At 63.3% G+C, this 26,688-nt stretch carries 23 protein-coding genes; 12 read left to right on the forward strand and 11 right to left on the reverse strand.

All coding sequences use genetic code 11. The features are described from left to right. Window positions 1–168 precede the first annotated feature (168 nt). The 3 genes from C0Z19_RS24700 to C0Z19_RS24710 form a co-directional block, all read right to left on the reverse strand. Window positions 169–993, reverse strand: coding sequence for a GNAT family N-acetyltransferase (locus C0Z19_RS24700; RefSeq protein WP_102612513.1), 825 nt, complete (start codon window positions 991–993; stop codon window positions 169–171). A gap of 174 nt (window positions 994–1,167) precedes the next feature. Next, window positions 1,168–2,340 (reverse strand): class C beta-lactamase, encoded by a 1,173-nt coding sequence (gene ampC / locus C0Z19_RS24705; protein WP_102612473.1) that lies wholly within the window; start codon window positions 2,338–2,340, stop codon window positions 1,168–1,170. A 158-nt stretch (window positions 2,341–2,498) separates the two neighbouring features. Beyond that, window positions 2,499–3,395, reverse strand: coding sequence for a LysR family transcriptional regulator (locus C0Z19_RS24710; RefSeq protein WP_102612474.1), 897 nt, complete (start codon window positions 3,393–3,395; stop codon window positions 2,499–2,501). Between the two features lie 122 nt (window positions 3,396–3,517). Here C0Z19_RS24710 and C0Z19_RS24715 point away from each other — a divergent pair, with 122 nt between their 5' ends. Then, the gene (locus C0Z19_RS24715; RefSeq protein WP_102612475.1) at window positions 3,518–4,393 is read left to right on the forward strand and encodes an aldo/keto reductase family oxidoreductase; all 876 of its coding nucleotides are present in this window, start codon (window positions 3,518–3,520) and stop codon (window positions 4,391–4,393) included. 80 nt (window positions 4,394–4,473) lie between these two features. On the opposite strand, the gene C0Z19_RS24720 is transcribed toward C0Z19_RS24715, so the two are convergent. Then, window positions 4,474–5,190 carry a GNAT family N-acetyltransferase gene (locus tag C0Z19_RS24720; RefSeq protein ID WP_102612476.1) on the reverse strand — a complete coding sequence of 239 codons (717 nt, stop codon included), beginning with the start codon at window positions 5,188–5,190 and terminating at the stop codon, window positions 4,474–4,476. Window positions 5,191–5,347: 157 nt separating this feature from the next. Here C0Z19_RS24720 and pdxR point away from each other — a divergent pair, with 157 nt between their 5' ends. After that, complete coding sequence (gene pdxR, locus C0Z19_RS24725; protein WP_102612514.1) at window positions 5,348–6,841, forward strand: MocR-like pyridoxine biosynthesis transcription factor PdxR; 1,494 nt, start codon at window positions 5,348–5,350, stop codon at window positions 6,839–6,841. Between the two features lie 83 nt (window positions 6,842–6,924). After that, window positions 6,925–7,218: a hypothetical protein gene (locus C0Z19_RS24730; protein ID WP_102612477.1), complete on the forward strand. Its 294-nt coding sequence runs from the start codon at window positions 6,925–6,927 to the stop codon at window positions 7,216–7,218. 25 nt (window positions 7,219–7,243) lie between these two features. Here the strand turns inward: C0Z19_RS24730 and C0Z19_RS28065 are convergent, their stop codons facing one another. Beyond that, window positions 7,244–7,528: a hypothetical protein gene (locus tag C0Z19_RS28065; protein WP_146012136.1), complete on the reverse strand. Its 285-nt coding sequence runs from the start codon at window positions 7,526–7,528 to the stop codon at window positions 7,244–7,246. Between the two features lie 121 nt (window positions 7,529–7,649). On the opposite strand from C0Z19_RS28065, the gene C0Z19_RS24740 reads away from it, so the two are divergent. Together C0Z19_RS24740 and C0Z19_RS24745 are read left to right on the forward strand one after the other, a co-directional pair. Continuing rightward, the gene (locus tag C0Z19_RS24740) at window positions 7,650–8,543 is read left to right on the forward strand and encodes a LysR family transcriptional regulator (protein ID WP_102612479.1); all 894 of its coding nucleotides are present in this window, start codon (window positions 7,650–7,652) and stop codon (window positions 8,541–8,543) included. 186 nt (window positions 8,544–8,729) lie between these two features. Then, on the forward strand, window positions 8,730–9,020 hold the full coding sequence (locus tag C0Z19_RS24745; protein WP_102612480.1) for a hypothetical protein: 291 nt from the start codon (window positions 8,730–8,732) through the stop codon (window positions 9,018–9,020). A gap of 38 nt (window positions 9,021–9,058) precedes the next feature. On the opposite strand, the gene egtD is transcribed toward C0Z19_RS24745, so the two are convergent. The 4 genes from egtD to ggt form a co-directional block, all read right to left on the reverse strand. Beyond that, a complete protein-coding gene (gene egtD, locus C0Z19_RS24750) occupies window positions 9,059–10,027 on the reverse strand; it encodes an L-histidine N(alpha)-methyltransferase (RefSeq protein WP_233196277.1) in 969 nt (322 codons plus the stop codon). Between the two features lie 37 nt (window positions 10,028–10,064). Next, window positions 10,065–11,276 (reverse strand): ergothioneine biosynthesis protein EgtB, encoded by a 1,212-nt coding sequence (gene egtB / locus C0Z19_RS24755; RefSeq protein WP_102612515.1) that lies wholly within the window; start codon window positions 11,274–11,276, stop codon window positions 10,065–10,067. Between the two features lie 111 nt (window positions 11,277–11,387). Beyond that, window positions 11,388–12,335 carry a DUF72 domain-containing protein gene (locus tag C0Z19_RS24760; protein ID WP_102612516.1) on the reverse strand — a complete coding sequence of 316 codons (948 nt, stop codon included), beginning with the start codon at window positions 12,333–12,335 and terminating at the stop codon, window positions 11,388–11,390. 138 nt (window positions 12,336–12,473) lie between these two features. Beyond that, entirely contained in the window at window positions 12,474–14,204 is a 1,731-nt protein-coding gene (gene ggt, locus C0Z19_RS24765) for a gamma-glutamyltransferase (RefSeq protein ID WP_102612482.1), read from the reverse strand. Between the two features lie 225 nt (window positions 14,205–14,429). Here ggt and C0Z19_RS24770 point away from each other — a divergent pair, with 225 nt between their 5' ends. The 3 genes from C0Z19_RS24770 (at window position 14,430) to C0Z19_RS24780 (ending at window position 20,858) form a co-directional block, all read left to right on the forward strand. Next, on the forward strand, window positions 14,430–15,122 hold the full coding sequence (locus C0Z19_RS24770) for a BPSS1780 family membrane protein (protein WP_102612483.1): 693 nt from the start codon (window positions 14,430–14,432) through the stop codon (window positions 15,120–15,122). A gap of 127 nt (window positions 15,123–15,249) precedes the next feature. Further along, window positions 15,250–19,698, forward strand: a complete 4,449-nt coding sequence (locus C0Z19_RS24775) for a DEAD/DEAH box helicase (RefSeq protein ID WP_102612484.1) — start codon at window positions 15,250–15,252, stop codon at window positions 19,696–19,698. 200 nt (window positions 19,699–19,898) lie between these two features. Beyond that, window positions 19,899–20,858, forward strand: a complete 960-nt coding sequence (locus C0Z19_RS24780) for a chemotaxis protein (protein ID WP_102612485.1) — start codon at window positions 19,899–19,901, stop codon at window positions 20,856–20,858. A 79-nt stretch (window positions 20,859–20,937) separates the two neighbouring features. On the opposite strand, the gene C0Z19_RS24785 is transcribed toward C0Z19_RS24780, so the two are convergent. Next, window positions 20,938–21,399, reverse strand: coding sequence for an Lrp/AsnC family transcriptional regulator (locus C0Z19_RS24785; RefSeq protein WP_102612486.1), 462 nt, complete (start codon window positions 21,397–21,399; stop codon window positions 20,938–20,940). A 77-nt stretch (window positions 21,400–21,476) separates the two neighbouring features. Between C0Z19_RS24785 and C0Z19_RS24790 the strand changes: the two genes are divergently transcribed. Continuing rightward, entirely contained in the window at window positions 21,477–22,214 is a 738-nt protein-coding gene (locus C0Z19_RS24790) for a PIG-L deacetylase family protein (protein ID WP_158243061.1), read from the forward strand. Here the strand turns inward: C0Z19_RS24790 and C0Z19_RS24795 are convergent. Then, complete coding sequence (locus C0Z19_RS24795; RefSeq protein ID WP_102612517.1) at window positions 22,183–23,094, reverse strand: glycosyltransferase family 2 protein; 912 nt, start codon at window positions 23,092–23,094, stop codon at window positions 22,183–22,185. The genes C0Z19_RS24790 and C0Z19_RS24795 overlap by 32 nt on opposite strands. A gap of 389 nt (window positions 23,095–23,483) precedes the next feature. Here C0Z19_RS24795 and C0Z19_RS24800 point away from each other — a divergent pair, with 389 nt between their 5' ends. From C0Z19_RS24800 to C0Z19_RS24810, 3 genes are read left to right on the forward strand one after another with little or no spacing between them, the layout of a single operon-like run. Beyond that, window positions 23,484–24,794 carry a glycosyltransferase family 4 protein gene (locus tag C0Z19_RS24800; protein WP_102612488.1) on the forward strand — a complete coding sequence of 437 codons (1,311 nt, stop codon included), beginning with the start codon at window positions 23,484–23,486 and terminating at the stop codon, window positions 24,792–24,794. 46 nt (window positions 24,795–24,840) lie between these two features. Continuing rightward, window positions 24,841–25,485, forward strand: coding sequence for a D-glycero-alpha-D-manno-heptose-1,7-bisphosphate 7-phosphatase (locus C0Z19_RS24805; RefSeq protein WP_102612489.1), 645 nt, complete (start codon window positions 24,841–24,843; stop codon window positions 25,483–25,485). Continuing rightward, window positions 25,482–26,678 (forward strand): glycosyltransferase family 9 protein, encoded by a 1,197-nt coding sequence (locus C0Z19_RS24810; protein WP_102612490.1) that lies wholly within the window; start codon window positions 25,482–25,484, stop codon window positions 26,676–26,678. Before C0Z19_RS24805 ends, C0Z19_RS24810 begins: the two co-directional genes overlap by 4 nt. The last annotated feature ends 10 nt before the right edge of the window (window positions 26,679–26,688 follow it).

Raw genomic sequence — 26,688 nt, forward strand, 5'->3', positions numbered from 1 at the left:
AGTCCACAGCCGGTGCTCAGGCCGTTCTATCGAACAGCCTGAGCACAAGCACTACCTAGTCTAGCCCGCCGCCAAAGGGGACATCTCTATCTTGGGCAAAAGGGGACATTTCAATTTTGGATTGACAGGGCAAGCCCCAAAACGGTATTGACTTCAGGGGAACGTGCCCTAGGCCACGCTATCGACGGGGCTCGTTGCAGGCGCGTAGCAAACGCTGCCGATCCGCGCCTGCCGCGCGAACCCGAGCGCCTCATACATGCGCAGCGCATGGTACGACTCGTCCGCGACGATGACCAACCGGTCGCGCATGCCCGCCGCCCGTTTGACGACCTCCGTCAACAGCGTTCGGCAGACGCCCTTGTTTCGATGATCCTCTCGCGTGACGATCGACTGGAAGCGGCCGATATGTCCGAAGAAGAACAACCCGAGGCTTCCGACCAGCTCGCCGTCGATAAACGCCCCCCACCAATTGCCGACCTGTTTGTCGATCAACCGACGATAAGCCGAGCGCTGATAGTCGATGCATCGGCGCGACACCTCGCACGTCGGATCGGGCATCTCCGACAGCGAAATACGCACCCAATCGGCCCAGTCGCGGTCGGAATCGAAAAGCCGGACATGCACCGCATTGTTCGTCGCCGTCGGGCGCAAAGCGTCGCGTTGGGAAACCAGCACGCTCGATACTGAAGCGGCGTAGCCGTGCGCGACGAACGCATCCAGGCCGATTTCATCTGTGCCGTCTTCCGGCCACGCGAAACTGCGATGAACGATGGCCGGCGGCACGCCGACCAACGCGGCAAAATCGCTCTCCAACTGCGCCCGGTCTTCTTGCGAAGGGCGACGCTGAAGCACGAGCCTGTTTCCGAAAAAGTATTCGGGTGCTTCCGGCGTGCGCATGACGATATAACGATCGTCGTGCGACACGGTGCCCATTTCGGCGTGAAGCAAGAGGTCTGTCGCCAACCCTGGGTTTTGTTCTATTTTTCTTTGCATTTGATAATTCGATCGTTGAAACGGGGATCTCGATTCCCCGTTGCGGCGCCATTCAATGTCCATTTACGTCGCAGCCGTTTCGCCCGTTGCGGCAGCATCGACGGCATGCATCGCAATGCGCGCGAAGCAAGCATAGGGTGAACAATGATAGCGGTTCAACGATGTTTACGCTGCTTATCGTTGTTTCGCTGCGAGTGTGCTCAATATTTCGTACGCGGCACGCACACGCACGTCGATCGGAAAATTCTTATTGGCAAGCATGACGATTCCAATTCGTTGCTCTGGCACGAATGCGACATAGGCACCAAAACCGTTTGTCGAGCCGGTCTTATTGATCAACACCGCCTTGCTCGGCGCTTGCGGCGGCGTAATGCGTGACACGGGCGTGGGATTCAGGATGACGGCTGACGAGTTGCCTTTGAGCAGCGCATCGAGCGTGACGGGGTACGCGTACTGTTCCCAAATGAGGTCTTGCGTCATCTGCCCGACTTGGAAGTAACCTGTGTGCGTTTGCGTGACGGCCTGCTGCAGTCCGGCGTCGAGCGCCGACGGGTCAATGTTCGCCTGCATGAAGCGAACCAGGTCCGCCGCCGTCGTTTTGACGCCATACGCTTGCGCGCCGAGCATGCCGCCCCGCATGCGAACCGGTGCGCCTTGCTTCGTATAGCCTTCGGCGTAATCGGCCTTTCGCGCGTCGGGCACGTCGATATAAGTGCTCGTCATGCCGAGTTCGGGGAAAAGATGCTGCTGCATCAACGAATTGAAATCGGCATTCATGCTGCGCGCGGCAATCGTGCCGAGCAGGCCGATGCCGAGATTCGAATACGTGCGGTATGTCCCAGGCTCATACGTCGGCCGCCACGCTTTCAGGTAAGCAACCAGATCGGCCTCTGTCTTGATCTCGTCGGGCACTTGCAGCGGCACGCCGCCCGGCGTGTGCGTGCCCAGATTGAGCAGTTCGACGCTGCCGAATCGCGTGCCGCGCAGTGCGGGCATGTATTGGCCGGTCGTATCCGACTGCGAAAGGTGGCCGCTTACGGCGGCATACGACGCGAGCGTCGCCGTCAACGTCTTGCTGACGGACCCGATCTCGAACAACGTATGGTCGGTCACGGGTTGAGCGGTCTCAACCGATGCCACGCCGTAGTTGAACACGTAGGGCTTGCCCGCGATGATGATGCCGATGGCCATGCCGTGAATGCCGTCTTGCTTCATGAGCGGTTCGATGACCGCATCGACCGTCTTCTTGAGGCTGTCTCGCGCCGGCTCGGCCGCGCGGCTGACTGCCGTCATCGCGCATGTCGCGAACGTGAATGCCGCGATGAGGCGAAACATGCTGCCTTTCATGGGTTCGAATCTCCTTCTTGCTTTGGGGTCGGTGATGTGCACGACGGCCATGCCGTGTCGCCGCGGAAATATCCGCTCAATTGCCGTCGATCACAAACGACATTAAGTTGAAACAGAGCCAAGAAAAACTATGAGGTTCGGCGTTGCATGCTTGAACCTCATGCATCGAACCGCTTGATGAAATCGATGAAGGCCCGCAACGGCGCCGGCACATGACGATGCCCGGGGTAGTAGAGAAACGGCCCGGGAAAGGGCTGCCACCACGGTTCGAGCACAGGCTTGAGCGCGCCACTGTCCAGGTGCGGGCGCAGCATGCCCTCGAACAAATGAACGATGCCTCCCCCGCGCACCGCAACGGCGATGGCCAGTTCGAGCGACGCGACCGGTTTGACGAGCAGCGGCCCTGGTGGATCGAGCCGAAACACTTCGTCGCCGCGCTGGAAATTCCACATCGCCATCGCCCCGCTCGAAAACTGTCCGCGCAAACACGCATGAGACAGCAACTCGCGCGGGTGCTCGGGCGACCCATGTGCGGCGAGGTAAGCCGGAGCCGCCGCCGTCGCGAAGCGCTGCACGCGTGGCCCGATCGGCACCGCGATCATGTCTTGCTCGAGTCGCTCGTCGTAGCGAATGCCGGCATCGCATCCCATCGAAAGCAGGTCGACAAAGCCATCTTCGACGAACACCTCCAGGCGAATGGCGGGATACGCCTCCATAAACGAGGCGACGATATCCGGCAAGATGACCCACGCCGCGCTCGCGGGCACGTTCAGTCTCAGCGTGCCGGATGGCTTGTCGCGAAAGACGTTGAGGACGTCGAGCGCCGCTTCCATTTCGCCGAACAGCGGCGTCAGGCGCTCCAACAAGCGTCGGCCTGCTTCGGTGGGGGCGACGCTGCGCGTGGTTCGATTCAGCAATCGCAGCCCGAGCTTCGCCTCGAGCCGGCGCACGGCAATGCTCAAGCTCGATGCCGAAACGCCACTGGCGCGGGCCGCCTCACGAAAGCCGCCTGCGCGGGCCACCGAAGCGAAGGCTGCAAGGTCGTTGAAATCCATGGGGATTGTTCATTATTTTTAACAACCCGTACAACTTAAACCGGATTATCGAACAGTGCAATCGTGACGATACTGGCGTCACCGATTCAACTTGTACCACTTGTACCAATGGAGAGGACGCCATGTCCGAACAAGCTTTCGAAGACACATTCATCCTGGGAACACACCGCATTCCGCGCATGGGCTATGGCGCGATGCAATTGGCCGGTCCCGGCGTGTTCGGCCCGCCGAAGGATCGCGACGCCGCTGTGGCGGTGCTGCGGGAAGCCGTGGCGCTGGGCGTCAGGCACATCGACACGAGCGATTTTTACGGACCTCATGTCACGAATCAGATCCTGTGCGAGGCCTTGCATCCCTACCCCGAATCGCTCGTTATCGTCACGAAAATTGGCGCGGTGCGCGGGTCCGACGGTTCGTGGCTGCCTGCGCAGGAGCCGGAGCAACTGCGGCAAGCCGTGCATGACAATCTGCGCAATCTGAAGCTCGAAGCGCTCGATGTCGTGAACCTGCGCGTCATGGGCAACGTGCATGCGCCGGCCGAAGGATCGATTGCGCGGCAGGTCGAGGCGCTCGCCGAGATGCAGCGTGCGGGACTCGTTCGCCACATTGGTCTGAGCAATGTCACTGCCGCGCAAATCGAAGAAGCGCAGCGCATCGTGCCGATCGTCTGCGTACAAAATCAGTACAACCTGATTAGCCGCGACGACGATGCGCTCGTCGATGCGCTCGCGGCCCAAGGCATCGCATATGTGCCGTTCTTTCCGCTGGGCGGGTTTTCTCCGCTGCGCTCGACCGCGCTGTCGAACATCGCCGAATCGATCGGCGCCACGCCGATGCAAGCCGCGTTAGCGTGGCTGCTGCATCGGGCGCCGAATATCCTAGTGATTCCGGGCACGTCCTCGCTCGGGCATTTGCGCGAGAACATCGCGGCTGCGCAAATCCGCCTGTCAGGGGATGTTTATGCGCAGTTGGATGCAATCGCCAGAATGGACGGATAGATCGCATAGCCCGGCCGATGATCCGGCGACGGCGTTCGCGTTGCATGCGGACGCCGCACTGCTCGACGATTACACGACCACTACGACAGCCGCTTGCGCAATTCACCCAGCGATGCACGCTGCTTACCTTGCGCGTCGAAATTGTCCGCCGCCAACCAGGCTTTGAACGCCTGCTTCAGCACCGGCCACTCGCTATCGAGAATCGAATACCACGCCGTATCGCGGTTTCGCCCCTTGTACACCACCACCTGCCGGAATACCCCTTCGAACTGGAATCCAAGCCGCTCGGCCGCCGCGCGCGAGGGGGCGTTCAAGCTGTCGCATTTCCATTCATAGCGGCGATAGCCGAGTTCGTCGAAACAGTAAGCCATTAGTAAGAACTGGGCTTCCGTTGAAATCGGCGTGCGTTTGAGCAGAGGGGAAAACGTCACGAAGCCCACCTCGATGACGCCCGAGTTCGGCTCCATACGCATGAGCGCCAACGTACCGACTGCCTTTCCCGTGCGTTTATCGATCACCGCATAGTGCCGCGGATCGACGCTGCGTTCAGCCGTTTCCAGGTGGCGCTGAAACGCTTGCGGATCGTTGAACGGCCCGACGCTCAGATATGTCCAGTCTCGATCGTCGCTGGCCGAGCGATAGGCCGCGTAGAGATCTTCGCCGTGGCGCTGCGCGTTCAGGCGCTCGAGCCGGCAGTAAGCGCCTTCGAGCGTTTCCGCGCTTGGCAACGGCCGCGGCGACCAGCCCGGCACGGGCGCGCCGATTGGCTGCCCGTATTCATTGGTCGTGATGGACATGGCGACTCCCGATTTGCGTGTGGTGGGGAAGACTTTAAAATCGTCGTGGCCTGCTTCAAAGGGCCACGCGTGACGAATTCGATGGTGCCACGATCCGAGCACGATTCACGCGCCGTTCGAAGCACCCCACAACCCGCCTCCCATTGTGCATCCGCTCATGTCCACCGTTGATGAGCCCGCGAGCGCCGTGCTCGACTTGTTGCTCGAAACACCGCTCGTCAGAGATCGAAGCGGCGCATCGCTGCAGAAGCAATTGCACGAGCGCATGCGCGGCGCGATCCTGGACGGCCGTTTTCCGTCCGGTTGCCGTCTCCCCGGTTCGCGCGCGCTTGCCGTCGCGCTGGGCATTTCACGCAATAGCGTAACGGCCGTCTATGAACTGCTTGGCGCGGAAGGCTTCATCGAACTGAGTCGCCAGGGCACGCGCGTCACCAGCCTCGACCGGCAAGAAGCGGGGCGACGTACAACGCGCCGTGCCGCCGCGCCGCGTGTGTCCAATCGCGCCTCGCTGATTCGAGGCGCGTCGTTCAATGCCGGCAACTCATTGCCGTTGCGGCCCGGCGTGCCCGCATTTGCCCGCTTCCCTTTGGGCGCCTGGAAAAACTGCCTCGATCGCGCCGTGCGCAAGGCGGGCGTTGGCGGCCTCGGTTATGGCGACCCGCAGGGCGAATCGGCGCTTCGCGTCGCCATCATGCGCCACCTGGCCGTCGCGCGCGGGGTGCGTTGCGAACCCGACCAAGTCGTGATCACCGAGGGCGCGCAAGAGGCGCTCTCGCTCTGCGTTCGGCTCGTGACGAATCCCGGCGAGCACGCGTGGGTCGAAGAGCCGGGCTACCGCGGCGCGCAATCGGCCTTCACGTGCGGCGACTTAGACGTCGTGCCGATCCGCGTCGACGACGGCGGCTTGTGCGTACCCGAGAGCGCGTGGCAGACGCATGCGCCGCGGCTCATCTATACGACGCCATCGCACCAATACCCCACCGGCTCCGTGCTGACCGTATCGCGGCGTTTAGAGCTGATCGCCAAAGCGCAAGCTCACGGCGCATGGATCATCGAAGACGATTACGACAGCGAATACCGCCACACGGGAGAATTGATCGGCGCGATGCAAGGTTTGGTGCCTCACTCGCCGGTGCTGTACGTCGGCACGTTCAGCAAGACGCTGTTTCCGTCGCTTCGTTTGGGCTTCCTCGTACTGCCCGAAGCATTGCTGGCCAAAGCGCTTCCTTTGCTGCGCGAAACGCTGCGCGGCGGCCACCGCTTCGAGCAACTCGCCTTAGCGGAATTCATCGAGAGCGGGCAATTTGCTCGGCACCTCGGCCGCATGCGACGGCTTTATCGGCGACGACAAGACGCATTGCGCGCGGCGCTGACGCAGCATTTGAATACGCCGCACGTCATCACGGGCGGCGATAGCGGCATGCATCTGACTGTCAGGCTTCCCGCCGATTGCTCGGACATGCGCATCGCGGAAGCGGCCCGCACGTACGACATGGCGCCGATGCCGTTATCGCGTTTCGCGTTGAAGCCCCGGCCCGACGACAACGGCCTCGTGCTCGGGTATGGGAACACGTCGGAGTCCTTGTTCGTTCCGCTCGTTCGACAGCTCGGGCGGTTGATTCAAGCCGACCGGCGACGCGGCAGGCGTTGAGCGCGTGACATGCTGCTCGTCGGGGTACCGCTTAGGACTGCGTACAATACGCGCTGTTCGATTCCAACCGCAGGACACGTTCCATGGCAATGAAGAAAACCGACCTTGAAAAAAACAAGGCGCTCAAACTGACTCAATCGATGAAGCAAGCCCAATCGGACCGCTTCGGCAAAGGCGTGACCGAACCACCCGTCAATCGCCGCGAGCAGCGCAAGCTGGATCAGGCCAAAGGGCTCGTGCCGTTCGCATGCAAGCTCGATAGCGAACTCGTCTCTACGCTGAAGGAACGCGCAGCCACCCATCCGGAAGGGATGAACGGCTTGATCGACGAGTTTCTGCGACACGCGTTGGCGGCGCAGGGGGCGGGAAAAGCGTAACGCGCGCTAACCGTGGCGGCTTGTTTCAGCGAGCGCAGGCGCGCTCCATTCGAGCCAATGCATTCGTCTCCAACGGATTCTGAAAAGCGGCTTCGAACAGACTGTGCGCATCGTTCGCCGCTTTGCGCACGCAAGCTTCGCGAGGCGTAGGCGCGTGCAGCCGACCATAGACGAACGTGCCGGCCGCCAATGCAACGAGTGTCAACGCAGTAGCAACCGCAGCGGAACGCGCATTCGTTGCACGCCGCCTCCGCTTGAGCGGTGTTTCTCTTTTCGACTGCTGCGTGCTGTCTATCGCTGACTGTTCCATGTCGGGACTCCACTCGTGACCGTCCAAAGGGGATGGTTTCGCGCATCTTGCGTTACGATCTGGAATAGGAAAAGTTGAATTTCCTGTGGCTCACGTTCATTTTTTATAAACGAGACCCGACATGCGTCAAATCAGTCTGGATCGCCTGCGAACGTTGGTGACCATCGCAGAATGCGGCTCGTTCGCCGAAGCCGCGCGCCTGCTGCACCTCGCGCCGCCTACGGTCAGTCTTCATATCTCGGATCTTGAAAGCCGCGTGGGGGCCATGCTTCTGCTGCGTCAACGTGGCCGCATCGCACCGTCCGCCGTCGGCGAGACGTTGATCGCACATGCACGCAGGCTGCTGGCCGATGCCGAACAAGCCATAGAAGAAGTACGCCGCCAGGCACAGGGGCTGGAAGGACGCGTGCGGCTTGGGGCGTCTACCAGCGCTATTGCGCATCATCTACCGCAGGCGCTCGAGCGCCTTGGCGCTGCGCATCCGGGAATTGACGTGCAAATATCGGTGTTGACGTCCGAAGAGACGCTGATACAACTCGGCGATGGGGGACTCGACGTGGGTATCGTGGCACTGCCGCAATCGCCGGTAAAGGGCATACGCATCGAGCCATGGCGCAAGGATCGGGTCGCGGCATTCATGCCCGCGCAATGCCAGAGTCCTCGCCAGGTCACGCCTCAATGGTTGGCGGCACAACCGCTCATTCTCAACGATTCGAATACGCGGCTATCACGCCTTACCACCGAATGGTTCGCCGCCGCCGGACAGCATCCCACGCCGCGCATCAAGCTCAATTACACCGACGCCATCAAGAGTCTCGTCGCGGCCGGATATGGCGCGACGCTGCTTCCTCATGAAAGTGCGGTCGCGACGCAAGACCCGCGCATCGTCGTGCGGCCATTGCGGCCCACGCTGTGGCGAGCGCTCGGTATCGCGCATCGCAGTGAGAACACCGACCGGGCAACGGAGTACGTGCTCGATGTTTTGCGCCGCTTGCGGGAGGCAGGGCGGCATTGACGCCTGCCCTCGGTGTGCCGCGCAACGGCGACCTGTCAAGCGAAACGGCGCCGCCAAAGGCCTGCCCCTCGTAATCGAGCGTTACGAATCTCGCATGCCGCTTTCACATGTATCGCGCCGGCACTCCTACACTGGGCTCGTCTTCCACACAAAACGAGCGCAACCACCGCGCAAGGAGTAGACCTCATGAACAAGAAACTCGTCGCAGCAGTGATCGGTATCGGCGTCGCGGCGCTCGGCATGTCAAGGGCCGCATCGGCACACGTCGATCTGGCGGTCGGCATCGGCATCCCCGGCCCGGCCTATGTCGCACCCGAGCCCGTGTATGTCGCGCCGCCGCAGGTGGCCTATGCCCCCGTCCAATATTGGCGAGGCGACGATGGCTGGCGCGAACGCGAATGGCGCCGCCGCGAATGGCGCGAACATCAGTGGCGCGAACACGAATGGCGTGAGCGTCACGGCTGGGGCCGCGACTGAACGGGCCCGGCCCAGCCACGGCGGGCGTCGTGAATCGATTACTCCGACGCAGCGCCCCGCCTCGGACTTTCGAGCCAATGCACGCTGAATAGGCGCGCCTCGTCAGTCCAGACCGGCCCCGGGCGGAAGCCCGCAGCAACGGCCAGCTTACGAAAGCCTTCTATCGTGAACTTGTGCGAGTTCTCGGTATGAAGGCTCTCTCCTTCCTCGAAGCGAAAATTCTGCCCTGCCACGCGAACAGTTTGCGCACATTGGCTCACGAGATGCATTTCGATCCGTTGTTTGCGCGGCTCGTAAAAGGCGTAATGCGCGAACTCGCGTAAATCGAAATCGGCCGAGAGCTCCACATTGGCACGCCGAAGCAGATTCAGATTGAACGCAGCCGTTACGCCTTGCGCGTCGTTGTAAGCACGATGCAGGGTTTGCGGGTCTTTGACGAGATCAACGCCGACGAGCAAGCCCCCGCCTTCGAGCACCCGCGCCGCCAATCGCAAAAAAGCCAGCGCTTCGTGCGCGTCGAAGTTGCCGATCGTCGACCCCGGGAAGAAGCCCACCCGACGCCCAGTCGATGCATCGAGCCCCGACAGCTGCGCTTCATCCATGTAGTCGGCCGCGACAGGCCGCACCTGCAACCATGGACATTCGTCATGTAGCCTGCGGGCAGCCTCTTCGAGGTGCGAACCGGAAATGTCGATCGGAAAATACCGGCGCGGCAACGCACTCGCCTCGAACGATCGCAAAACGATGCGAATCTTCTCCAGCGACCCTGCTCCGAATTCGATGATGTCGGCCTGTGGGCCCATCACGTGGGCGATCTCTCGCCCATGCCGTTCAAGGATGCGCCGCTCCGTCCGCGTCGGATAGTATTCGGGCAATTCGCAAATCCGGTCGAACAGTGCCGAGCCCTGCGCATCATAGAAATACTTCGGCGCAATTTTTCGCGGCGATTGCGATAACCCTTCCAACAGGTCGCGGCAAAACGCGTTGTCGGCAAGATCGGCCTGCACGCGCCGGGGAGGCGCGGCGCCGACGAGGGCGGATGCGTCAGTAGTCTCGTACAAGGCGTACTCCCGTAAATTGCCAGCGCGCCGCCGGCGGGAAAAAATTGCGATAGGTGGACCGCGTATGCCCCGGCGGCGTCGCGATACTGCCGCCGCGCAACACCTGCTGCCCCACCATGAACTTGCCGTTGTATTCGGCCGCCACGCCGGGCAATGGCCGGAACCCCGGATACGGGTCGTACGAAGAACGCGTCCATTGCCAGACGTGTCCCATCATCTGCTCGATGCCCGGCGCGCCGAACGCAGCCTCCCATTCGAACTCGGTCGGCAAACGCGCGCCGGCCCACTCGGCGTAAGCCGCCGCTTCATAAAAGCTGAGGTTCGACACGGGTGCATCGGGGTCGAGCGCATGCACGCCCGAGAGCCCGAAGACGCGCCAGTTGCCCTGCCCGGCATCGTCGGCCCGCATCCAATAGATCGGTGCCGTCCAACCCTCGCGCTGGACCATGGACCAGCCATCCGATAGCCAGAACTCGGGACGTGCATACCCGCCGTCCGCGATGAACGCGGCGTATTCACCACAGGTCACGAGCCGATTCGCCATCTCGAACGGGCGCAATAAATATTCATGCCTCGGCCCTTCGTTGTCGAAGCAAAAGCCGTTGCCGTCATGGCCGATTTCTACAATGCCGCCCGGCTGACGCAACCATTCCAGCGGAAGCGATTCGATCGGCTTTCGCGAGGCATCGGTTGGTCGGGCACGGTATGCCGGCAGCAACGGATTGCAGGAAAACGCATGCAGGATGTCGGTCAGGATCAACTCCTGATGTTGCTGCTCATGGTGCAAGCCCAGCGTGATCAACGGCTCGACGATGGCCAGCGTCTCGTCATCGGCCGATGCGAGCAGCGCCGAGATCGCTTCGTCGACGTGGCGCCGATACGCCTGTACTTCCTGCAACCCGGGCCTCGTCAATACGCCGCGTTGCGGCCTTGCATGCCGCGGACCCAACGCTTCGTAATACGAATTGAAAAGGTAGGCGTACCGATCGTCGAAGCTCCGATACGCCCGCGCATGCGGCCTCAGCACGACCGTCTCGAAGAACCAGGTCGTATGGGCGAGATGCCACTTCGTCGGGCTCGCGTCGGGCATCGATTGGACGCCCTGGTCTTCCGCGGAAAGCGGCTCGGCTAGCGCGAGGCTGTATTGCCGAACCTCGTCGTAAGCGCGTTGCAATCCTGATACGACGACGCTCATCGCATCGCTCCTGTCCATGGGTGGATGTCGGCCGGCATTGGACCGACCTCGATCTTGGTGTCTATCGGGTATCGCGACATGCGCGGTGCGGCAGTCCGCGAGCCCTCCACTTTAAGTTGTTTTGGGCGCGGCTGCTTTGGCCCGCGCTGAACGACGCCGCTGCGCGTGCTGCACGACCGGCTGCGGCGCGGCATCGGCGCCGAGCCGTTGCTTCAATCGTCGAGCGTCGAATGGCGCCTCCACTTTCTGGTCGTTGTCGAAATAGCAAAAGATGTCTCGTGCCTCGCGCGGCGGATGCGCCGGCGACACGCATCGGGCGTCGCTCGGCTCTTCGCCTTCGGCCCACGCTTGAATGCGTTTGGCCCATCGATCGAGCGCAGGTTCCGAATAGGCGCCGCCATAAAGCGTTTCGGTGCCATGCAACCGCATGTAAATAAAGTCGGCTGTAACGTCCTCGAAATACGGCCAGCCAGCCACCGAATCCGATACGACAAGCGACGCACGATGGCGCCGCAGCAATTCGGGAAACTCCGCGACGCAGAAACTCGCATGCCGCACCTCTACCGCATGGCGCAGCGCGCCGCGGCGCTTCGGGTGGCACCAGGCAGTTTTGACACGCGCATCGTGCGTTCGCGCGAGTGCGATCGCTTCTTCGATCGTTTGAGGGAGCAAAGCCAGGAATCGTTCGATCCGGGTAACGTCGAACTGGAAATTGGGCGGAAATTGCCAGAGGAATGGGCCCAGCTTTTCTTCAAGCGCCAGCACCCCCGATGCGAAGAAATTCGCCATCGCCGGACGCGCCGTTTCATCGCGGAAGCGCAGCATGTGCGTCAGATAGCGCGGGCCTTTCACGCTGAAGACGAACCCCTCTGGCGTCGCGTCGTACCAGGCACGATAACTGTCGATGGTCTGCAGCGAATAGTGCGAGCCGTTGATTTCGATTGTATCGACGGCGCGCGAGGCGTAAGCCAGTTCGCGCGCCTGCGCAAGGCCTTTCGGATAGAAGATGCCGCGCCAGCCCGCATAGCGCCAGCCGGATATGCCGATGTGGATCGTCATGGTGCCGGGTTGCTTGACGTCGAAGCTCCATCGCAGCAAGCATCGTTCCCGGCTTCAAACGCGTGCTTCATTCGCGAGGCGGCCATGCATGCGAGCGGCCGCCTCGCTGTCACTACAGGTTCATACGCTGGCCTGCGCTCATTGAACGGTGCGCGTGACACCTCGCCCGCGCGGATCGGCCACTGCTTCGGGCGCGGCGCCATCCACTTTGATCACCTGAATGTCACCGTTGAAGTTCTGTCCCTTCAGCACATAGCCTTTCGCTTCGAGTTCCTGTGCGAGCTCACCTTCGATCGGCTTGTAGGGCTCCCAGAAAATCGTATTGGGCGGCAGCAGTTGATGATGGAAACGCATGGCTGCAACAGCGTCGGGCAACGACATATGGAAATCGTAGACGTTCGTAATGACTTGGAAGATCGACGTAAAGATGCGCGACCCGCCCGGCGTGCCGATCACCATCGCCACTTTGCCGTCCTTCGTCAGAATCGTCGGCGTCATCGATGAGAGCGGCCGCTTTTTCGGTTCGATCGAATTCGCATCGCTGCCCACGACGCCGAACATATTCGCCACGCCCGGCTTGGCCGAGAAATCGTCCATTTCGTCGTTCAGGATGATGCCCGTGCCGTCCACCACTTCGCCCGAGCCGAAGTAGCCGTTCAACGTATAGGTGTTCGAAACGGCGTTGCCCCACTTGTCCACGATCGAAAAGTGCGTCGTTTCGGCTTTCTCCGGCATCGACGTGCCAAGGCCTGGTTGCACCGACTTCGTATCCGACGGCTTCTGCGGATCGACTTCCGCGGCGCGCTTGGCGATGTAGGCGTCGTCCGTCAATTGCGCGATCGGCACTTTGTAGAAGTCAGGATCGCCCAGGTATTGCGCACGATCGGCGAACACGCGCTTTTCGATTTCGGCGACGAGGTGGATGTATTGCGGCGAATCGAGCTTGACGCCGGTGAAGTCGCTTTTCAGGTCCGCCTTCATCTTCAGCAACTGCACGAGCCCGATGCCGCCCGAGCTCGGCGGCGGCGCCGTGATCACGCGGTAGCCATTCCAGTCTGCCTCGACGGGCTGGCGCCATACAGCCCTGTAATCGTGAAGGTCCTGCTGCGTGATGAGGCCACCATGCGCCTTCATCGAAGCGGCGATGAGCTGCGCCGTCTTGCCCTCGTAGAACCCCTTGACGCCTTGGTTGGCGATACGCGTCAACGTCGCGGCCAATTGCGGCTGCTTGAATATTTCGCCCGCCTTCAATTGCCCGAAGTACTGCCCGAAGTTCGTTTGATCGCCGAAATCCTTGGCCGATGCGTCGCGCCGCTGCTGCAATTGCTCGCTCACTTCAAAGCCGTCGCGTGCATAGTGAATCGCCGGCGCGAGCACCTGCTTCCAGCTCAATTTACCGAAGCGCTTTTGAACCTCCCACATCCCTTCCACAGTACCCGGCACGCCAACCGCACGCATGCCGACGAGACTCATGCCCTTGATGACATTGCCGTCTTTATCGAGGTACATGTCTTTGGTCGCGGCCAACGGCGCTCGCTCGCGGTAATCCATGAAATACGGTTTGCCATTGACATAAAGCGTCATAAAGCCGCCGCCGCCGATATTGCCCGCTTCGGGGTAGGTCACGGCCAGCGTGAATGCCACGGCCACTGCGGCATCGATGGCATTGCCGCCTTCCTTGAAGATGCGCTGCGCCGCATCGGCGCTGAATTCGTCGGCCACGGCCATGGCCGACGCCGACAACACAGGCGTGGCCGAACTCGTCTTCGCCCACGCAGGCGTAGAAGGCACAAACCCTATTGCAACGGTGGCCGCTGCGATCCAACCCGCCAGGCGGGCTGCATTTCCAATTCGACTCTTAGAATTCATGTGGCATCTCCATAGTCGTCTCCCGACAGGGGTCAACAGGCATGCCTTGCCGCTTATAGCACGCGCAAATCGTTTCCGAAACCGGGCATTCACGTAGGATGTAGGCGGCTTGACGATGTCATAGCGCGGCCTCGATCCGCTCGCTCGCAAGCCATCCGCGCCGGGCCATAATTGCGGATCGGCGCTTCAAGCCTTCGACTTACTTTCAATCCGGAGTTTTTCTCAATGCAAATGCGCGCGGTCGCTGCACGTCAAGGCACACGATGGTTCGCCGATGGCTGGTCCTTGTTTCAACAGCGGCCCGGCATGTGGATCATGCTCGGCCTGATCGATCTGCTCGTCACCATCGTGCTCTACGAATTGCCTTACGCGAGCGATCTGACAGCCGTGTTCACCGTCCTGTGGAGCGGCGGCATGGTCTTTGCCGCCGATCATTGCCGGACCACAGGCACCGTGGGACTGGCCGACGTCGTGCGGGGCATCCGCGCACATTTCGAGCCACTGTTCGCGGCCGCTGTGTTCGGCCTGTTGATCGCGATCGTCTGCGATCTGACGGGTGATCGCGCCGCGGGCGCGTTGCGGTTGATGGCGTTCGGCGGGGCGAAAACCGATCTGCCGACGGTGCTCGCATTGTGCGCGGGCGTGCTTTATCTGACTACCGCCGTAATCGGCGCAATGGCGCTCTGGATCGCGCCCGCCCTCATCGTCCTGAACGGCGCCACGGCCGCCGATGCGCTGCGCGCCAGCTTTACGGCCACTTGGCGCAACGGGGCGGCCGCACTCGTTTACGGGATCGTCGCAGTGGGTCTGTTCATTGCCTGCGTGCTGACGCTCGGCGTTGCGACGGTCGTCGTGGCCCCGCTGCTCTACCTGTCCACGTATGCGGCAAGCCTCGATATGTTCCCGCGCAACCGATGAGCGGTGAGCGGTTGCCGATCATCGGAGCGATTCCGCCCGGCAACAAGGTGGTCCGGCCCCGTATCGAGACAGTGCGGATTCATCAGGTGTCCTTGATAATTTTGCGGCCCACCTTCACATTGGCATCATGAACGCGCCCTCGAACGTCGACCCGCTTGCCACGTTTCACCCGGCCGTCGCCGCGTGGTTCAGGTCGACGTTCCACACTGCGACCGACGCGCAGATGCGTGCATGGCCGCACATTCGCAGCGGCGTCTCGACGCTCGTCGCGGCCCCCACGGGCTCAGGCAAGACGCTGACGGCGTTCCTGTGGGCGCTCGACGAGCTCGTGCGCGACGGTCTCGAACACGACGGCGCATTGCCCGACGAGACACTCGTCGTTTATGTCTCGCCGCTCAAGGCGCTGTCGAACGATATTCATGCGAATCTGGAGCGCCCGCTCGAGGGCATCGGCCAAGCACTCGCCGCGCGCGCATTGCCGCGCGTGGAAATCCGCACGGCCGTGCGCACCGGCGACACGACGGCGCAAGAGCGCAACGCGCTGAAGAAGCGCCCCGCGCATATCCTCGTGACGACGCCCGAATCGCTTTACGTGCTGCTTTCCTCCGATTCAGGACGTCGCATGCTGTCGACGACGCGCACCGTCATCGTCGACGAAATTCATGCGATGGTCGGCAGCAAACGCGGCGCGCATCTGGCGCTGTCGTTGGAGCGCCTCGACACGCTGTGCAAGCGGCGTTTGCCGCGCATCGGATTGTCGGCCACGCAAAAACCGATCGAAGCGGTCGCTCGTTTTCTCGTGGGCCTCGGCGATGACGCGCGCTGCGCGATCGTCGATGTCGGGCATCAGCGCGCACGCGACCTCGCTCTCGAACTGCCGCCTGTGCCGCTCGAAGCCGTCATGCCGAACGAGGTCTGGGAGCGCGTCTACGATCGCCTGGCCGATCTCGCAAGCGCGCATGCGACGACGCTGATTTTCGTCAATACGCGACGCATGGCCGAACGCGCCGCACGTCATTTGACCGAGCGCCTCGGCAAGCAGGCGGTCGCCGCCCATCACGGCAGCATGGCGAAGGAGCATCGTCTCGACGCAGAGCAGCGCCTGAAGCGGGGCGCCTTGCGCGTGCTGATCGCAACGGCTTCGCTCGAACTGGGCATCGATATCGGTGACGTCGACCTTGTCTGCCAGCTCGGGTCGCCGCGGGCGATCGCGCCGTTCCTGCAACGGGTCGGCCGCTCGGGGCACCAGGTGGGCGGCATGCCCAAAGGGCGGCTGTTTCCGACCTCGCGCGACGATCTCGTCGAATGCGCGGCGCTGATCGATTGCGTGCGGCGCGGAGAGCTCGATGCGTTGACGATGCCGCAGGCGCCGCTCGACGTGCTGGCGCAACAAGTCGTCGCGGAAGTCGCTTGCGAAGAATGGAGCGAAGATGCGCTGTTCGCCAGCTTCAAACGAGCCGCGCCCTATGCCGCCCTGCAACGCGAGCAATACGACGCCGTGCTACGCATGCTTGCCGAAGGTTACACGAGCCGTCATGGCCCGCGTGGCGCGTATATCCATCGCGATGTCGTCACTGGCACATTGCGGGGGCGCCGCGGCGGCAAAATGACGGCCGTCACGTCGGGCGGCACGATTCCGGACAACGCCGACTACGCTGTGCTGCTCGAACCGCAAGGGTTGAATATCGGCACCGTCAACGAAGACTTCGCCGTCGAAAGCCTGGCGGGCGATATCTTTCAACTCGGCAACACGTCGTATCGCATCTTGCGCGTCGAGCCCGGCCGAGTTCGCGTCGTCGACGCGCAGGGGCAGGCACCGAACATTCCGTTCTGGCTCGGCGAAGCGCCCGGGCGCAGCGACGAACTGTCCGCCGCCGTGGCGCGGCTGCATAGGCGCGTCGATCAATTGATCGGCAGTACGAACCAATCGAAGCAATCGCAGCCGTCGAAGCCACCAGGCGAAAGCGCCCTCGCGCTCGCGAGCGTCGTGCAGAGCCTGATGGACGAACTCGCCATCGACGAAAGCGCTGCCCGCCAGATCGTCGACTATCTCGCGCGTGCGCGCGCCGCGCTGACGGTATTGCCGTCGCAACAAACGCTCGTGATGGAGCGCTTCTTCGACGAATCGGGCGGTACGCAGCTCGTCATTCATTCGCTATTCGGCAGCCGCATCAACCGGGCGTGGGGCCTTGCGCTGAGGAAGCGACTTTGCCGAACGTTCAACTTCGAGTTGCAGGCCGCGGCGACCGAAGACGCGATCATCCTGTCGCTGACCGGCAGCCATAGTTTCGCGCTCGACGAAGTGTGGCGCTTTTTGCACTCGAATAGCGCCGAACATGTCTTGATTCAGGCGCTGCTCGATGCGCCGCTCTTCAACGTCCGCTGGCGCTGGAACGCAACGACGTCATTGGCATTGCCGCGCTTTACGGGCGGGCGCAAGACGCCGCCGCAACTGCAACGGATGAAAAGCGAGGATCTGTTGGCGGCGGTGTTCCCCGATCAGGTCGCATGCCTTGAAAACATCATGGGCGAGCGCGAATTGCCGCATCATCCGCTCGTCGATCAAACCGTCGACGACTGTCTGCACGAAGCCATGGATTGCGAGGGATGGCTCGCGCTTTTGCGGCGCATCGAACAAGGACAGATCACGCTCGTCACAAGGGAGCTTTCCGCGCCTTCGCCGCTGGCCGCGGAAATCCTCAACGCACGCCCCTATGCCTTTCTCGACGATGCGCCGCTCGAAGAGCGCCGCACGCAAGCGGTCCTGTCGCGACGCTGGAGCGATCCTGAAGACGCATCCGATCTCGGCGCGCTCGATGCCGATGCGATCGACGCCGTGCGCGAAGAGGCGTGGCCGCAAGCGCGCGGCGTCGATGAAATGCACGAGGCGCTGACGGGACTCGCCTGCATCACCGAAACGGAGGCCGATACGAACGACGGCTGGCGCGAATGGCTCGCCGCGCTGGCGCATTCGGGCCGCGCGACGCGCATGCAGATCGCGGAACGCGAGGCGCTCTGGCTGCCCGTCGAGCGACTCACCTGTCTGCGCGCGGTTTATGCCGACGCGGCCATTGCTCCGCTGCTCGAAGCGCCGAAAGGTTTCGACGAAGAATGGACCTATGACGAGGCCCTCGTCGAGATCCTGCGAGCACGGCTGTCGGGCCTGGGTCCCATTGCCTTGCCTCTGCTGGCGCGGTCGCTCGCGTTGCCGGCGTCGAACGTCGCGGCGGCGCTCGTCAAGCTGGAAAGCGAAGGCTATGCGATGCGGGGCCGCTTCAGCGCCGACGCACACGATGAGCAATGGTGCGAGCGACATCTGTTGGCGCGCATTCATCGCTACACGATCAAGCGCCTGCGTCGCGAGATCGAACCCGTCGAGCGAGCCGGGTTCGTCCGCTTCCTCGTCGAGTGGCAGCGCCTTGCACCTGCCGCGCGCGGGATGGGCCGGGATGCGCTCGCAGCGACGCTCGAACAACTCGAAGGCTTCGAAGCGGCGGCCGCGGCCTGGGAAGAAGACATTCTGCCTGCGCGTCTGCGCGACTATGCGGGTGTGACGCTGGATGAACTGTGCCGCTCCGGCGCGTTCGTCTGGGCACGATTCGCTGCGGAAGGCCGGGCCGCGAGCACGCCGGTGCGCACCACGCCGATCGTCCTGCTGCCGCGGCGCGCCCTGCCGATCTGGCACGGGCTTACCGATCGCAGTGCCGCGCAATCGGCGGCCGATCCCGATGCGCTTTCCGCCCGCGCCAAGCTGTTGTTTCAAGCGCTGTCGCGGCACGGTGCGATGTTCTTCGACGAGCTCGTCGGCGAAGCGCACGCCTTGCCGCTCGAAGTCGAGGCCGCGCTGGGCGAACTCGTCGCGGCCGGGTATGTCAACGCCGACAGCTTCGCGGGGCTACGCGCGCTCGTCGCACCCGCCACGTCGCGCCATCGCGGGTCGCGCGCGATCGCGCGGCGCGGCGCACATCGGGGTGCGTTCATCGGCGGCATGCAGGATGCCGGCAGATGGGCGCTGTTACGGCGGCCCGCCATGACGGAGCAGGCGGCGACCGGGGCTGCCGGGTCATCTCCTCCGGGCCGACCGTCAGCGCATTCGCGCGTAGCGGCCTACGCGCTGCCGCCCGAAGTGGCCGAGCACGTCGCCATGTCCTTGTTACGCCGCTATGGCGTCGTGTTTTGGCAGTTGCTCGAACGCGAACCTGCCTGGCTGCCGCGTTGGCGCGATCTGTTGCATGTTTACCATCGCCTGGAAGCGCGCGGCCTCGTGCGCGGCGGCCGTTTCGTCAACGGACTTTCCGGCGAACAGTTCGCCTTGCCCGAAGCGCTTGCCTTGCTGCGCGAGGTACGAAAGCGCCCACCCGACGGCCATCTCGTCTGCGTATGCGGCGCCGACCCGCTGAACATCGTCGGCACGATCCTGCCCGGCGAGAAAGTGCCCGCCCTGGTCGGCAATCGCATCGCATTGCGCGACGGCGAATGCGTCGCTACGTTGATCGCCGGCAAGTTCGAGTTCGCCCCCCAGCTGACCCCATCGGACAAGGAAGCCGCACGGCTCTGCCTCGCCCATCGCAACTGACCAGGCCGCTTCGGGCCGCAGCGCCGATAACGTCAGATGTTTCGCCGGATCTGGTCATTTTGTCGGGGGAAACACGGACGCGTATAAATTTTTTTCAAAATGCGCCGTTATCAGCGGTATAGCCCGACCGTCTCCGGCGCGCGCCCCGCACTCAAGGGTGCAACTGGCGGGCGCGGGCGCAACCCAAGAGGACATTTTTGATGGCCGCTGATCATCACTCGATCGACGAACGCACCAATCTGACGAGCACGAACAAGTTCGAGCTGCTGCTATTCAGGCTCGGCGCCGCGCCCGGCAACGACGACGCGCACGAGTTGTACGGCATCAACGTCTTCAAGGTGCGCGAGATCATGACGATGCCGACGATCACGCCGATCGCGGGCGCATCGGATCATATGCTCGGGGCCGTCGATATTCGCGGCCAGATCATCCCCGTCATCGATCTGCCCAAGGTAATGGGCTGCAACCCCACGCGCGGGCTCAACATCCTGCTCGTGACCGAGTTCGCACGGTCGACGCAGGCATTCGCCGTGGAGGAGGTCGACGACATCGTGCGCCTCGAATGGAATCAGGTTCTGTCGGCCGAAGCATCGGCCGGGGGCGGATCGGTCACGAGCATTGCCCGCATCGACGGCAATACGGGAGACTCCCGGCTTGCGCAAGTCGTCGATGTCGAGCAGGTGCTGCGCGATGTGTTCCCGGCCCAGCACCCGAGCGTCGAAGCGGCCGACGTCGGCACTTCGCTCAAGATCACCGGCGGCGCCAAGATCCTGGCCGCCGACGATTCGGGCTTCGCACGCAAGCTGATCGAGCAGAGCCTGGCGGCGCTCGGCGCCGAGTACATCATCACGAAGACGGGGCAGGAAGCCTGGGACACGTTGACGAAGATCGCAGCGCAGGCTCAGAAGGAAGGGGTGCGCACGCGCGACAAGATCGCGCTCGTGCTGACCGACCTGGAAATGCCGGAAATGGACGGCTTCATGCTCACGCGCCAGATCAAGGCCGACGATCGCATGCATGACATCCCCGTCATCATCCATTCGTCGTTGACGGGCACGGCCAACGAAGCGCACGTCAAAAATGCGGGCGCCAGCGGCTATGTCGCCAAGTTCGCCGCGGGCGACCTGGCCGAGGCAATTCGCCAGGCGCTCGTCGCTTGAACGCTTGATGAGCGCACGATCGTCCGAAAACGCTATTAACGGACGATAGGCTCGGGAACGAACAACGCAGGCCTGTTGCTCATAAGAGCGGCAGGCCCGCGTCGCGTTTGACCTCCCGCAGCGAGAGCACCGATTCGACCGAGGTCACGCCGGGCAATGCGCGCAGCACGTCGCGGATGAACGCGCCGTAATCTTCGAGATCGCGAGCGACCACATGCAGTAAATAGTCGGCGCTGCCCGACACGTTGTGACACGAGACGACGCGCTCGATAGCCTGAATTTCGCGCTCGAATTCGTCGGCCAGCCGGCGGTCATGCACCCCGAACCGGACCAGTGCAAACGCCGTTACGCCGATATGCAGCGCCGATTTCGACAGTACGGCGCGGTATCCCTCGATGTAGCCGTCTGCCTCGAGCCGCTTCAGGCGGCGCGCGCATGGCGTCTCGCTCAAGCCGACGGCCTCGGCGAGACTCGCGTTCGTCATGCGGCCGTCCCCTTGCATCGCCATCAGAATGGCCCGGTCGGTCTTGTCCAAAGTCATGCGTGGCTACCTGTCGTTTCCGAAGCAGCGATGGTAGCGCAAGCGCATTGGCATCGTCCTTGCGTCGGCGTCGCGACATGCAAGCGCCCCTGCCCTCCTTCAGCCTCGACGTCGCGCCATGCTTCGTCGTCTCGCCGCACCTGGACGACGCCGTCTTCAGTTGCGGCATGCTGCTCGCGAGCCGGCCCGGGTCAGTGGTATGTACGGTCTTCTGCGGTATACCGCAACCGCCCATGCGCACGCCGTGGGATCAGAGCGCGGGGCATAGCGATTCGACGCAGGCAATGCGCTCGCGCATCGTCGAAGACGAGCAGGCGCTCGCGCTGCTTGGCGCGCGGGCGGTGCGCCTGCCCTTTTTCGATAGTCAATACGAGGCGACGCCTTCATCGGCCGAAGTGGCCCAGGCGCTCGCGACGGCATGGCGGCAAAACGGCAGGCTGCCTGTGGTCGCACCGCTTGGGCTTCATCATTCCGATCACGTGCTCGTGGCGGACGCGTGCCGCTTGCTGGCGCACGAGCAACGGCTGCCGGACATGATTCTGTACGAAGAGTCCCCTTATCGGACGATCCCTGCGGTGGCGCGGCGACGGTACGAGGCATTGAATCGCCAGGGATATCGATTCGCACTCCTTAGCGAATCGCAAGCGAACGATCCATCGATGCGCCGCGCCGGGGCCGCCAACGCGAAATGGCGCGCGGTCCATGCGTATCGCAGTCAATTGCGCGCGTTCAACGATGCCCATCCGCACGACCTGACAGAGCCCGAGCGCTATGTGCGCCTCGCTATCGATCGAGCTCGGCCGCCGCGGCGATAGGCGACATCGGCGTCGCCCCATCCTCCGCTTCGCGCACGCGGCGCCGCATGTCCAACACCAGATCGCTGACGACGCGCCGCCGCGGGAAGGCCCAACCGATGCCCACAGCCAACGCGGCGAGATCGCGCACGAACGCGCCCTCTTTCGCGCAGACTGCCAGCGCGCGACCCGACGCGGCTACGGCCTCGCCCAGCGGCAAACGCAACCATGCGACGAGCGCCGCGTTACGCGCCAGCACGCGCCGACGCAAGCCGGCGTCGCGTGCGGGGGACGGATGATGTGTGACGATGAGTTCGTCGCAATAGACGATGGCGTAGCCGCGATCGAGCACATCGAGCGAAACGAGCGACTCTTCTCCGCCGATGAATAGACGCGGCTCGTATCCCCCCACCTCCCGAAAGACCGACGCGCGAAAGACGCAGGCACCCGCCATATAGCCGATCAATGCGGGGCCGGGCAGCCCGGCCTGCCTGAGCGGGCTCGCGCTCATGCGCACGCAGGTCGGATCGATATGCGCGTCGTCGCCGACGACCACGCGCCCCGATAACACGGCAACGCGTGGCGAAGCATCGAGCACCTTCACCGCATGCGCGAGCGAACCGGGCTTCCAGTGCGTGTCGTCGTCGCTGAACGCAACGTACTCGGTCGTCGCCGCGGCCACGCCGTGGTTGCGACCCGCCGCGCCGAGATTGGCCCCGCAGGCGACCACGCGCACCTCCGGAAACTGCTGCCGCAACGCCTGCGGCGTGCCGTCGACGGAGCCGTTGTCGACCACGATGACAGCGGGGCTTTCGGGTAATGCCAGCAACCGCTCGACTGTCCGCGTCACCTCACTCAATCGGTTATGCGTGAGCACGACTACTGAAATGCGAGCATTCATGATGCTTGTGCCTCCTCGCGGCCTGAGCGGTGCCGTCGTTTCCCCGGCAGCCAAGCCCGTCATCCGTTTGCGGCATAGACCGCAGCAAAAAGTACTCCCATCGATGCTTCGTCCGCACCCGCGTTCGAATCGCGAAGCACGGCAGAAGATTCAGATCATTTCCTTAATTACATCGGCCCTGTAACGGCGGCATACCGGACGTGAGGGCGCCGGGTAAAAAACACAGCAGCGCTTCTCATCGTTGCAACGCTTCTGCAGCTTTGCCCGATCGTCAGAGACGATGGGCACACGGTGTGCTCGATCGAGAAGCGACGCGCTCCAAGCGCGTTTGGCTTTGGCCGGTTCCGCGGGCGCCCCGGCGGTCTCTCAATACAAGGCAAGGACACCCCATGAAAATCGCACTCGTCAGCGAACACGCATCGCCTCTCGCCGTGGCGGGCGGCGTCGATAGCGGCGGACAGAACATCTACGTCGCGCATGTCGCTCGCCAATTGCAGCGAGCCGGACATCAAGTCGACGTGTTCACGCGGCGCGATCGCGCGTTGCTGCCGACCGTGTCGGATATGGACGGCGTGCGCGTGATCCATGTCCCGGCCGGCCCGCCGACGCAACTGCCGAAGGAACAGCTGCTGCCGTTCATGCCCGCATTCGCCGATTTTCTCGTGGGTTTTTGCCGAGGCGAGCGCACGCCCTACGACGTCATCCACGCGAACTTCTTCATGTCGGGACTCGCTTGTCTGAAGGTTAAAGCCGCCCTCGCCATTCCCCTCGTGACGACCTTTCACGCGCTCGGCAAAGTGCGCCGGCTGCATCAAGGCGCCAACGACGGCTTTCCCGATGCGCGCTTCGATATCGAAGAGGAACTCGTTCGCAAGTCGGACATCATCATCGCCGAGTGCCCGCAGGATTTAGCAGACCTCCAAGAACACTACGGGTCCGAACCTTCGCGCGTCGAAATCGTTCCATGCGGTTTCGATACGGCAGAGTTCAGCCGCGTCGATCGCACCGCCGCGCGCGAAGCGCTGGGCTGGCCGCAACACCGGTTCGCCGTGCTGCAACTGGGCCGCCTCGTGCCGCGCAAGGGGATCGATACGGTCGTGCGCGCCCTCGCGCGCCTGCGGAAAAACGGCCGCATCGATGCGCATCTTTATGTCGTGGGCGGGAACGCCGACCTGCCGAACGAAATCGCGACGCCGGAGATCGCACGCTTGCGCGGTATAGCGGCGACGTGCGGGGTCGAAGAGCACGTGACATTCGTCGGGCGGCGCGGTCGCGCGCAACTGCGCGAGTTCTATGGCGCGGCCGACGTATTCGTGACCACGCCGTGGTACGAACCATTCGGCATTACACCGATCGAGGCCATGGCGTGCGCGCGTCCCGTCATCGGCGCCGATGTCGGCGGTATTCGCTATACCGTCGTCGACGGCAAGACGGGATTTCTCGTGCCGCCGCGCAATCACGATGCGCTCGCCGAGCGCCTTGCGCGCATCGCGCACGATCCGGGCCTTGGCGAGCGCCTGGGGAACGCCGGTTACGAACGCGTGCATGCAAGCTTTACGTGGGCGCGAGTGGCCCGCTTGTTGGAGGATGTCTATCGACGTGTCGCGCGCACGCCGGCCGACGAAGTGTGCGTCGAACCCGAACGCGCCTCGCGCGCGCCAAGCATCGCACCGGCGCGTGCGGCCGCGGGTCGCGTCTGATCCCGATGCCCGCCATGTCCGTCGCGCTCGAACGCGGAAACGCCCCATGACGAACGCCGCTGTGCTGCTCGATAAGGACGGGACGTTGCTGGAGGACGTTCCCTATAACGTCGACCCTGCTCTCATGCGCTTCACCCCGGGAGCCGCCGAGGCGCTCGCCGTGCTGGCCGCGCACGGCTTCCGTTTGTTCGTGGTCAGCAATCAGAGCGGCGTAGCGTTGGGCCGCTTCCCCTATGACGCGATCGAAGCAATGGAAACGCATTTGCGACACATGTTCGAAGCGTGCGGCGTAACGCTCGATGGCGCCTATTGGTGCCCGCATCATCCGAACGGCGTCGTAGCGCGTTACAGCTACCGCTGTGCGTGCCGCAAGCCAGCGCCCGGCATGCTGCTGCGCGCCGCGCGCGAGCATGCGCTCGACTTGTCCGCGAGTTGGTTCGTCGGCGACATTCTCGACGATGTCGAGGCCGGCACGCGTGCCGGATGCCGCACGGTCTTGCTCGACAATGGCCACGAGACCGAGTGGCTGCCCGGACCCGACCGCGTGCCCACGCTGCGCGAACCCGATCTGATGCGCGCCGCGCTGGCCATCGTGCGCGACCATGACGCCGCCCCATCAACGAGCGCACACGTCAAAACCCCCATCGGCGCCCCGCCAACGTCAACCCGTCTACCTGCGAATCCGCGATGAGTGCGCTTCCCTTCAAGATCGCCCCGCTGCTTTCGCAGGCGGCCGCACGCGACACCTCTATCGCCCCCTGGGGCGAGGAAGTGAAGCGGATTCTGTGTGTGCGCCTCGATCGGCTCGGCGATATCCTGATGACCACGCCGGCCATTCATGCCCTGCGCGCATCGATGCCTGGGCGGCACATTACCTTGTTGACGTCGAGCGCCGGCGCGGCGGCAGCGCCGTTTCTGAGCGACGTCGACGACGTGATCGCCTACGACGCGCCGTGGCATGGACAGTCGGGCGAATCGTCGCGGCAAGCCGACCTGGCGATGCAACGAAGGCTCGAAGCCGGCCGATTCGACGCGGCCGCCATCTTCACCGTCTACAGTCAGAGCGCACTGCCGGCCGCGATGCTTTGCTATCTGGCCGGCATTCCGCGACGACTCGCGCATTGCCGGGAAAATCCCTACGGACTCCTGACGGATTGGGTTTGCGATACCGAGCCGCACGGCGGCATCCGGCATGAAGTCGAGCGTCAGTTGGCACTCGTCGCCAACGTCGGCGCGGTGTGCACCGACACGCGCATGCGCTTCGACATAGGCCGTCAGGCGCGCGACGCGTTGAACGTCCGTCTCGCTGCCCACGGCGTCGCCGCCGATTCGCCGCGGTTCGTCATTCACCCCGGCGCCAGCGCGCCATCGCGACGCTACCCGCCCGCCCGTTTCGCCGCAGTCGCGGTGCGCCTGGCAGCCGCCACGCCGTGGCCGATCGTGCTGACCGGAAGCGCGGAGGAAGCGCCGCTCGTGCGCGAAGTCATCGAGGCAGCGGGCACGTCGATCCGAACCCGTCTCCACGATTTATCAGGACTCCTCAATATCGAAGAGTTCGCCGCATTGATCGATAACACGACGGTGCTCGTCACCAACAATAGCGGGCCGGTTCATCTCGCCTCGGCGCTGATGACGCCCGTCGTCGATCTATACGCGCTGACCAATCCACAGCACACGCCCTGGCAAACCGAGCAGCGCGTGCTTTTTCGCGATGTCGACTGCCGCTGGTGCTACCGCGGCGTTTGCCCGGAACTGCATCACCGCTGCCTGCTCGGCGTGCCGGCCGAGGAAGTGGCCGCGGCCGCGCTCGAACTTGCGGCCCCGCGCATCGCGCAGGCGAGCGCTGCCGACACCGCAGTCACGCACGCTCCGATCCCATCCTGACCGCAGCCGG

It is taken from the genome of Trinickia soli, from assembly GCF_002879855.1.
Lineage (GTDB): Bacteria > Pseudomonadota > Gammaproteobacteria > Burkholderiales > Burkholderiaceae > Trinickia > Trinickia soli.

Excerpts from the sequence above, each read along its gene's own strand:
- C0Z19_RS24700 (WP_102612513.1), bottom strand. The coding sequence starts at position 993 with ATGCAAAGAAAAATAGAACAAAACCCAGGGTTGGCGACAGACCTCTTG.
- ampC (WP_102612473.1), bottom strand. The coding sequence starts at position 2,340 with ATGAAAGGCAGCATGTTTCGCCTCATCGCGGCATTCACGTTCGCGACA.
- C0Z19_RS24710 (WP_102612474.1), bottom strand. The coding sequence starts at position 3,395 with ATGGATTTCAACGACCTTGCAGCCTTCGCTTCGGTGGCCCGCGCAGGC.
- C0Z19_RS24715 (WP_102612475.1), top strand. The coding sequence starts at position 3,518 with ATGTCCGAACAAGCTTTCGAAGACACATTCATCCTGGGAACACACCGC.
- C0Z19_RS24720 (WP_102612476.1), bottom strand. The coding sequence starts at position 5,190 with ATGTCCATCACGACCAATGAATACGGGCAGCCAATCGGCGCGCCCGTG.
- pdxR (WP_102612514.1), top strand. The coding sequence starts at position 5,348 with ATGTCCACCGTTGATGAGCCCGCGAGCGCCGTGCTCGACTTGTTGCTC.
- C0Z19_RS24730 (WP_102612477.1), top strand. The coding sequence starts at position 6,925 with ATGGCAATGAAGAAAACCGACCTTGAAAAAAACAAGGCGCTCAAACTG.
- C0Z19_RS28065 (WP_146012136.1), bottom strand. The coding sequence starts at position 7,528 with ATGGAACAGTCAGCGATAGACAGCACGCAGCAGTCGAAAAGAGAAACA.
- C0Z19_RS24740 (WP_102612479.1), top strand. The coding sequence starts at position 7,650 with ATGCGTCAAATCAGTCTGGATCGCCTGCGAACGTTGGTGACCATCGCA.
- C0Z19_RS24745 (WP_102612480.1), top strand. The coding sequence starts at position 8,730 with ATGAACAAGAAACTCGTCGCAGCAGTGATCGGTATCGGCGTCGCGGCG.
- egtB (WP_102612515.1), bottom strand. The coding sequence starts at position 11,276 with ATGAGCGTCGTCGTATCAGGATTGCAACGCGCTTACGACGAGGTTCGG.
- C0Z19_RS24760 (WP_102612516.1), bottom strand. The coding sequence starts at position 12,335 with ATGACGATCCACATCGGCATATCCGGCTGGCGCTATGCGGGCTGGCGC.
- ggt (WP_102612482.1), bottom strand. The coding sequence starts at position 14,204 with ATGAATTCTAAGAGTCGAATTGGAAATGCAGCCCGCCTGGCGGGTTGG.
- C0Z19_RS24770 (WP_102612483.1), top strand. The coding sequence starts at position 14,430 with ATGCAAATGCGCGCGGTCGCTGCACGTCAAGGCACACGATGGTTCGCC.
- C0Z19_RS24775 (WP_102612484.1), top strand. The coding sequence starts at position 15,250 with ATGAACGCGCCCTCGAACGTCGACCCGCTTGCCACGTTTCACCCGGCC.
- C0Z19_RS24780 (WP_102612485.1), top strand. The coding sequence starts at position 19,899 with ATGGCCGCTGATCATCACTCGATCGACGAACGCACCAATCTGACGAGC.
- C0Z19_RS24785 (WP_102612486.1), bottom strand. The coding sequence starts at position 21,399 with ATGACTTTGGACAAGACCGACCGGGCCATTCTGATGGCGATGCAAGGG.
- C0Z19_RS24790 (WP_158243061.1), top strand. The coding sequence starts at position 21,477 with ATGCAAGCGCCCCTGCCCTCCTTCAGCCTCGACGTCGCGCCATGCTTC.
- C0Z19_RS24795 (WP_102612517.1), bottom strand. The coding sequence starts at position 23,094 with ATGAATGCTCGCATTTCAGTAGTCGTGCTCACGCATAACCGATTGAGT.
- C0Z19_RS24800 (WP_102612488.1), top strand. The coding sequence starts at position 23,484 with ATGAAAATCGCACTCGTCAGCGAACACGCATCGCCTCTCGCCGTGGCG.
- C0Z19_RS24805 (WP_102612489.1), top strand. The coding sequence starts at position 24,841 with ATGACGAACGCCGCTGTGCTGCTCGATAAGGACGGGACGTTGCTGGAG.
- C0Z19_RS24810 (WP_102612490.1), top strand. The coding sequence starts at position 25,482 with ATGAGTGCGCTTCCCTTCAAGATCGCCCCGCTGCTTTCGCAGGCGGCC.